Consider the following 8,167-nt stretch of genomic DNA (forward strand, 5'->3'; position numbering starts at 1 on the left):
CGCCCGTGGACTGACCGCCCGCCGTATGACCGCCCGTGGACTGACCGCCCGTGGACTGACCGCCCGTGGACTGACCGCCCGTGGACTGACCGCCTGTGGACTGACCGCCCGTCGTATGGCCGCCCGTGGAATGGCCCGGTTCGTCGGCGATGGTGAGCATGGTGGTGCCCTTCTCCCCCTTGCAGTCGAAGGTCACCACGTACTCGGCACCGGCCTTGGCGTCCAGGTCGACGGTGGCCTCGCCCGCGTGCCCCTCGTTGAGGGTGACGGTGTCGAAGACGCCGGAGGAGACGGTGACGGACGGCACCTCGCATCCGTCGGACTTCAGCGTGACCGTGCCACCGGGGGCCACCGTCTCGGGCGAGACGGAGAAGCCGAACGACGTGATGTCGCCTCCGGTGCCGTCGTCGGCCACGGCCGTCGACACGGCGAGGGGAACGGCGGCGGCGGTGAGCAGGGCGGCGGAAGCGACACCTATCGCGCGCATGGCGATCCTCCAGATCACAGGAGGGGCGTATGCGGATGTTCTCCGCGTTCTTCTCGTACGGGGAAACGCCCCTCGACGCGATCGAAGCTAGATCGCCCCCGGGCATCTCGCCACCGGGCTCCGCCGAACGGGGAAAGACCTGTGCGCGTTACCGCCGACCGGGCATGGGGCGGGTCCACCGCGAGGGCGGGGTGGGCCCGGCCCGCCGTCCCTCCAGCGCGGCTCAGCTCTGGGTGTGTTCGCGGTAGGTCGTGCGGGTGTGTTCCGTGTGGGCGCGCATGACTGCCGTCGCCCGCTCCTCGTCACGGGACGCGATCGCGTCGATCAGCTGCCGGTGTTCCTTCCAGGACTGCTTGCCGCGCTGGCGGGCGACCGGTGTGTAGTACCAGCGGACCCGGCGGTCGACCTGGCCGGCCAGTTCGGACAGGACGAGGTTTCCCGCCAGTTCCATGACCTTGGCGTGGAAGGCCGCGTTCGTCGCGACCGCCAGGTCGACGTCGTCGTCGGCGACCGCCTGCTCGCCGCGCGCGCACAGCTCCTGCAGCGCGGCGATCCCGGCCGAGCCCGAGTTCGCGGCGGCGAGCCGGGCGGCCTCCGCCTCCAGGAGCGTACGGACGGAGAGGAGCTGGTCGGCCTCCTCGTCGGTGGGTTCGTGGACGAACGCGCCCTGGGCCGGCCGCAGGTCCACCCATCCCTCGGTGTTCAGCCGCTGCAGCGCCTCGCGTACGGGCTGCCGGGAGACACCGAGGTGTCCGGCGAGCTCGCTCTCCACGAGGTGCTGGCCCGGGCGCAGGGACCGGGTGGTGATCAGTTCGAGGAGCGCTTCGTAGACCCGGTCGCGCAGCGGCCCCGGCCGCTCCAGCCTGGGCACGGCTCCTTGCGGCAGTCCTGCGGACAACATCGCGGCCCCCTCGATTCGCCGTGGCGATCAACGCGGATTCGGATCAACGCCGATTGGCTATCGTCTACAGTCTACCGGCGCAGGGGTCCGGGCATGCGAGCCGCCGCGATCTCGGCCGAAACCGGCCCCCCGGGCGATTTCCCGCCCAGGCCCCCGGGCGATTTCCCCCAGGGCCCCGGGCGGAGATCGCCCGGAGCAGCGCTCGGGAGAGCCGCCCGGAGAACTCCTCACATGCCGGGTCGGCGGTGCGGCCCGGCGCCAGACCTTCTGCCGGTGGCGGCGGATGATCCCGCGTGGTTCACGCGGACGCCGGCGGCCTTCCCCGGCCGGCCGTGTCGAGCAGCAGCTTCGCGGCAACCGCCGCACCGTCGGTGCGGATCGTGCCCGCCACGGCGGTCGCCCGCATGTGGGTCTCGGGGGCCAGGGCCGTCTTGAGCGCGGCCGACACGGACTCGGTGGTCGGAGTGGGACCCTCGGGGGCCACACCGATGCCCAGCTCGGTCACTCGGCCGGCCCAGTAGGGCTGGTCCGCACCCTGGGCCAGCACCACCTGGGGCGCGCCGGCCCGGCCGGCCGTCGTCGTGGCGCCCGCGCTGCCGTGGTGCACGACGGCGGCCACCCGGGGGAAGAGTGCCTGGTGGTTGACCTCGCCGACGGTGAAGCAGTCGTCGGTGAAGCAGTCGTCCTGGCCGTCGATCAGGTCCAAGCCGACCAGATCCAGGCCGGCCAGATCCAGGCCTGCCCAGCCGCGGGAGACGATCGCGCGGCGGCCCTGCGCGCGGACCGCCTCGACGGCCACCTTGGCGATGTCCTTCGAGGCGCTCATGGGCATGCTGCCGAAGCCCACGTACACCGGCGGTGTGCCGGCGTCGAGGAAGGCCACCAGCTCGGGCGGGAGCGGGCGTTCGTCCGGCCGGAACCACGCTCCGGTCTGCACGACGTCGAGGTCCGTCGGCCGCCACGGGCTCAGGGTCGGGTCCGTCGCCAGCCAGGGGCGGTCGGTGAAGGCGTAGTCGCGGACGTTGTCCACCGGGGGCAGGCCGATCGCCGCCCGGGGGGTGTTGATCGCCGCGCCGAACATGTCGTTCGCGTTCTGGGCGTCCAGGTCCCACAGCGCCCGGTTGTCGGTCATCTCCGGTGGCAGCGGCCGACCGCGCCGCGCGGGCGGCGGTTGGTGCGGCGACGGCAGGCTGACCGGCTGGTGGCTGACGTGTACGTAGTGGATGCCCAGTTTCTCGGCCACCGACCGCGCGCCGGCGGTGACCGGCAACGGGCCGGTCGCCACCAGCGCGTCGCCTCCCTCGGCCGCCGCGGCGACCGCGTCGAACTGTGCGGCGATCAGGTCGGCCGCACGCTGCGCCAGGCCCACCGCCGAGCCCGGCGTCACCGTGGTCACCAGCGGGCGCACCGGCGCGCCGACCGGTACGTGCAACACCCCGGCACCGGCGAGCAGCTCCGCGAACTCCTCGTCCGGCGGCGCGCAGACCCGCACCTCGGCGCCGAGTTCGCGCAGCCGCACCGCGAGTCCCACCATCGGTTCGACGCTCCCCCGCGCCCCGTACGTCGACAACACCACGCGCACTTCGCGGCACCCCTTTGTCCATGGTTGCGGCCTGGCCCCGGTCGACTCGTGGAACCGCGGCCACGGCTTCAGCCGCGCCGTCCGCCCCCAGGTCACCGGGCCCGGAGCAATCCAACCACTTCGAAGATCATTTCGTGGGGAGTTGTCATTCGTGGGGGTCGTCAGGGGACCCGGACGACCTGGCCCGCGTACGAGAGGTTTCCCCCGAAGCCGAAGAGCAGGGTCGGCGCTCCGGACGGGAGCTCTCCGCGCTCGACGAGCTTGGCGAGGGCCAGCGGGATCGAGGCGGCCGAGGTGTTCCCTGACTCGACCACGTCACGGGCGACGATCGCGTTGACGGCGCCGATCTTCGCGGCGAGGGGCTCGATGATCCGCAGGTTGGCCTGGTGGAGGACCACGCCGGCCAGCTCCTCGGGGCGGATCCCGGAGCGCTCGCACACCTGGCGCGCGAGGGCCGGGAGCTGCTGGGTGGCCCAGCGGTAGACGGACTGGCCCTCCTGGGCGAAGCGCGGCGGGGTGCCCTCGATCCGGACGGCGTGACCCATCTCGGGGACCGAGCCCCACAGCACGGGGCCGATGCCCGGCTCCTGGCCGTCCTCCGTCGCCTCGACGATCGCCGCGCCCGCGCCGTCGCCGACGAGGACGCAGGTGGTGCGGTCGGACCAGTCCGTGACCTCGGTCATCTTGTCGGCCCCGACGACCAGGGCCCGGCGGGCCGCTCCGGCGCGTACCGCGTGGTCGGCGGTGGCGAGGGCGTGCGTGAATCCGGCGCAGACCACGTTGAGGTCCATGGTGGCGGGCGAGCCCATGCCGAGCCGTGCGGCGACGCGGGCGGCGGTGTTCGGCGAGCGGTCGATGGCGGTGGAGGTCGCCACCAGGACCAGGTCGATGTCGGCGGGGCCGAGTCCGGCGGCGGCGAGCGCCTTGCCCGCGGCGTGCGCGGCGAGCTCGTCGACCGGCTCGTCGGGTCCGGCCATGTGGCGGGTTCTGATCCCGACCCTGCTGGTGATCCATTCGTCGCTGGTGTCGACGAGTGCGGCCAGGTCGTCGTTGGTCAGCACCTTGGCGGGCTGGTAGTGCCCGAGCGCGGCGATACGAGTGCCCGTCATGCCCGGGACCCCCTTGGGTTCATGTGGCGCGTGTTTCAGCAGGAACTACCCAGTCTTGCCAGCGACTGATGGGTAACAGGACACGTAAACCACCAAGATTCGCCCGCACCTGTTGGGAGACCGTGACAACGCGCCGGACGGGCGCGGGGCGAGCGGCGGGCCCCGGGCGGGGCCCTTTGGGGACATGTGGCGGGGTGAGCGGTGACGGGCGGGGCCTTCCCGACCCCTTGTCGACCGTCACCCCATACTGTAGACAATATTTCGTCGACACCCTCCCTCGCGGTTCCCTCGACCGAACGGAGACCCGCACGTGAAGGTCGCAGTCCTCGGCGCCGGTGCGATCGGCGCCTACGTCGGAGCCGCGCTCGACCGCGCCGGCGCCGATGTCCATCTGATAGCCCGTGGACCGCATCTCGCGGCCATGAGGCGGCACGGCGTACGGGTCGAGAGCCCCCGCGGCGACTTCACCGCGCGGGTCCACGCCACCGACGACCCCACCGAGGTCGGCCCCGCCGACTTCGTCTTCCTCGGCCTCAAGGCCAACGCGTACGCGGCGTGCGGGCCGCTGATCGCTCCCCTTCTCCACGACACCACCGCGGTGGTCGCCGCCCAGAACGGCATCCCCTGGTGGTACTTCCACCGCCACGGCGGCCCGCACGACGGCCACCGCGTCGAGAGCGTCGACCCCGGTGGCGCGGTCTCGGCCGTTCTCGCCCCCGAGCGGGCCATCGGCTGTGTCGTCTACGCGGCGACGGAACTCAGCGGCCCCGGCGTCGTCCGCCATCTCGAAGGCACCCGGTTCTCCATCGGCGAGCCCGACCGCTCGGCGTCCAAGCGCTGCGAGGTGTTCGCCGAGGCGATGCGCGCCGGGGGCCTCAAGTGCCCGGTCGAGCGGGAGCTGCGCCACGACATCTGGATCAAGCTGCTCGGCAACATCTCCTTCAACCCCATCAGCGCGCTCGCCCGGGCGACGATGCGCGAGATGTGCCTGCACGGCGGTACGCGGCAGGTGATCGAGCTGATGATGCACGAGACCCTGGCCGTCGCCGCGGCCCTCGGCTGCCGGCCCGACATCTCCGTCGAGCGACGCCTCGCCGGGGCCGAACGGGTCGGTGACCACCGCACCTCCACCCTCCAGGACCTGGAGCGGGGCAAGCCGCTGGAGCTGGATGTGCTCCTCGCGGCCGTGGTGGAGCTCGCGGACATCACGGACGTACCGGTGCCGACGCTCCGTACCGTCCACGCCCTGTCGGATCTGCTCGCGACCCAGTCCAGGAGCACGCCATGACGAACCGCGGCAAGCAGCGGGACGGCACCCGCCGGAACGGCACCCCGAAGACGTACACCCGGCTCGCCCATCCGCTCGTACGGGACGAGAAGGGCGGCCCGCTGCGGCGGGCGAGCTGGGAGGAGGCGCTCGACCGGGCGGCGGCCGGGTTCCGGGCGGCGCGCGGCGCGTTCGGGATGTTCTCCTGCGCCCGCGCGACCAACGAGATGAACTACGTGGCGCAGAAGTTCGCGCGGGTGGTGATGGGAACCAACGACGTCGACTCCTGCAACCGGACCTGTCACGCGCCGAGCGTCGCCGGCCTGTCCGCCGTCTTCGGCTCGGGCGGCGGCACCTCCTCGTACGAGGAGATCGAGCACACCGACGTGATCGTGATGTGGGGCTCCAACGCCCGATTCGCCCACCCGATCTTCTTCCAGCACGTCCTGAAGGGGATCCACAACGGGGCGCGGATGTACGCGGTCGATCCGCGCCGCACCTCGACCGCCGAGTGGGCCGAGAGCTGGCTGGGGCTCGACGTCGGCACCGACATCCCGCTCGCCCATGCGATCGGCCGGGAGATCATCCACGCCGGTCTGTACAACCGGGCGTTCGTGGAGCGGGCGACGAGCGGCTTCGAGGAGTACCGGGCGCTGGTCGAACCATGGACACTGACGGCGGCGTCGAAGGTGACCGGTGTTCCGGCCGCGGCGATACGGGAGCTGGCCCATGCCTACGCGCGGGCGGAGCGGGCCCAGTTGTGCTGGACGCTCGGCATCACCGAGCACCACAACGGCACCGACAACGTACGGGCGCTGATCAACCTGGCGCTGCTGACGGGCCATGTGGGTCGGTACGGCTCCGGGGTGCAGCCGTTGCGGGGGCAGAACAATGTGCAGGGCGGCGGCGACATGGGGGCGATCCCGAACCGGCTGCCCGGTTTCCAGGACATCCTGGACGCGGGGGTGCGGGAGAAGTTCGAGTCGTTCTGGGGTGTGGGGATCCAGCCGCGGTACGGGCGGACGCTGACCGAGATGTTCGAGGCGATGGAGAGCGGCGAGCTGCGGGCCGTGTACTGCATCGGCGAGAACCCGGCGCAGTCGGAGGCGGACAGCGGGCAGGCGATGGAGCGGCTCGCGCGGCTGGACTGCCTGGTGGTGCAGGACATCTTCCTCACGAGGACGGCCGAGTTCGCGGACGTGGTGCTGCCGGCGACGGCGGCGTGGTGCGAGACGGAGGGCACGACCACCAACAGCGAGCGGCGGGTGCAGCGGGTCCGGAAGGCGGTGCGGCCGCCGGGCGAGGCGCGCGAGGACATCGACATCATGTGCGACCTCGCGCGGCGGCTCGGCCACGAGGAGTGGAAGTACGCGGACGCGGAGGCCGTCTGGAACGAACTGCGCGCGCTGTCCCCGGACCACTGGGGCATGACGTACGAGCGGCTGGAGGAGCATCAGGGCATCCAGTGGCCCTGTCCCGACCTGGAGCGGATCGAACCCTCCTTCCTGCACGGCAGGTTGTGGGAGGCGGATCCCGGACGGCGGGGACGGCTCGCGCCGTTCGGGATCGTCCGGCACGATCCCCCGGTCGACCTGACGGACGAGGAGTATCCGATCCGGCTGACGACGGGCCGCCGGCTCGACTCGTACAACACCGGGGTGCAGAGCGGGAGTTTCGCCTCGCCGCTGCGGCGCGGGGAGTACGTGGAGCTGTGTCCGGAGGACGCGGAGCGGTACGGGGTCGCGGTGGGGCAGCGGGTCAGGGTCTCTTCGCGGCGGGGGTCCGTGGTGGCGCCGGTGTGGGTCGATCCGGCGCTGCGGCCGGGTCTGGCGTTCATGACGATGCACTTTCCGGACGAGGTCGACACCAATCAGCTGACGATCGAGGCGAACTGCCCGATCGCGGGGACGGCGGAGTTCAAGGCGTCGGCGATACGGATCGAGAAGCTGGCCGGGACGTCCGCCGAGCCGTCGACCGAGCCGTCGACCGAGAGGGTGGACGCCTGATGGATCTGCGTTTCGGTGACAGCAGGCCGACGGACGAGGAGCGCGAGGCGGTGGACGCGGTCCTCGGGCCGCCGGAGTCCGCGTGGGAGGGGGCGGAGGACCGTGCGGCCGCCGATCTGCGCTGGGCGCGGGGCGGCAGACAGGCGCGTGAGCGCCGGGACCTGCTGCTGCCGGGGCTGCACGCGCTCAACGACCGGGTGGGGTGGATCAGCGAGGGGGGCCTGGCGTATCTGTGCCGGAGGCTCACGGTGCCGCCGGCGGAGGCGTACGGGGTGGCGACGTTCTACGCGATGTTCGCGGTCCGGCCGCGCCCGGCGCAGGTCCTGCACGTGTGCACGGACCTGTCCTGCGCGGCGAAGGGCTCGGGCGGGCTGACGTCCGGCCTGGCCGCCGAGGGCGTCCGCTTCGAGCCGAGCCCGTGCCTGGGCCTGTGCGAGAGGGCCCCGGCGGCGCTGCTGGTCAGGGCGGGGATGGACAGCAAGGACAGCAAGGACAGCCAGGACAGCCAAGGCAGTCAGGGCGCGGACCCGGGACCGGCCCCTGCCGTGGCCCCCGGACCGGGCGTCTCGCTGCTCGGCGCACTGAGCGGCCAGGCCCCGACCGCACCGGCACCCGCGCCCCCGCCGGCACCCGCACCCGCACCCACACCCACGCCCGCAGCGGAACCAGCACCAGTACCAGAACCAGCTCCGGCACCGACCGGTGCGCGGGACTCCGCCGTCCCGGGAGGCACGGCCCGGGACGGCGGGCGGACGGAGCCGGCGGCGCGGCGGTTGGCGCGGGTCGTCGCGCCCGCGGACGTCGCGGCGCTCGTG

At 72.6% G+C, this 8,167-nt stretch carries 7 protein-coding genes; 3 read left to right on the top strand and 4 right to left on the bottom strand.

Annotation, left to right across the window (positions count from 1 at the left end; translation table 11 throughout):
* From J7E93_RS20700 to J7E93_RS20715, 4 genes are all read right to left on the bottom strand, one after another.
* The coding region (locus J7E93_RS20700; protein WP_215071407.1) for a hypothetical protein at positions 1–487 on the bottom strand (487 nt) is incomplete at its 3' end.
* Between the two features lie 223 nt (positions 488–710).
* The gene (locus J7E93_RS20705) at positions 711–1,388 is read right to left on the bottom strand and encodes a GntR family transcriptional regulator (RefSeq protein WP_215071408.1); all 678 of its coding nucleotides are present in this window, start codon (positions 1,386–1,388) and stop codon (positions 711–713) included.
* A gap of 298 nt (positions 1,389–1,686) precedes the next feature.
* A complete protein-coding gene (locus J7E93_RS20710; RefSeq protein WP_215071409.1) occupies positions 1,687–2,922 on the bottom strand; it encodes a glycosyltransferase in 1,236 nt (411 codons plus the stop codon).
* A gap of 209 nt (positions 2,923–3,131) precedes the next feature.
* Positions 3,132–4,079, bottom strand: a complete 948-nt coding sequence (locus J7E93_RS20715) for a beta-ketoacyl-ACP synthase III (RefSeq protein WP_215071410.1) — start codon at positions 4,077–4,079, stop codon at positions 3,132–3,134.
* Between the two features lie 310 nt (positions 4,080–4,389).
* Between J7E93_RS20715 and J7E93_RS20720 the strand changes: the two genes are divergently transcribed.
* The 3 genes from J7E93_RS20720 to J7E93_RS37230 form a co-directional block, all read left to right on the top strand.
* On the top strand, positions 4,390–5,367 hold the full coding sequence (locus tag J7E93_RS20720) for a 2-dehydropantoate 2-reductase (protein WP_215071411.1): 978 nt from the start codon (positions 4,390–4,392) through the stop codon (positions 5,365–5,367).
* The gene (locus J7E93_RS20725; RefSeq protein ID WP_215071412.1) at positions 5,364–7,352 is read left to right on the top strand and encodes a molybdopterin oxidoreductase family protein; all 1,989 of its coding nucleotides are present in this window, start codon (positions 5,364–5,366) and stop codon (positions 7,350–7,352) included. Before J7E93_RS20720 ends, J7E93_RS20725 begins: the two co-directional genes overlap by 4 nt.
* The coding region (locus J7E93_RS37230; RefSeq protein WP_251066841.1) for an NAD(P)H-dependent oxidoreductase subunit E at positions 7,352–8,167 on the top strand (816 nt) is incomplete at its 3' end. The genes J7E93_RS20725 and J7E93_RS37230, both read left to right, overlap by 1 nt.

The organism is Streptomyces sp. ISL-36 (assembly GCF_018614205.1).
Taxonomy (GTDB): Bacteria; Actinomycetota; Actinomycetes; order Streptomycetales; family Streptomycetaceae; genus Streptomyces.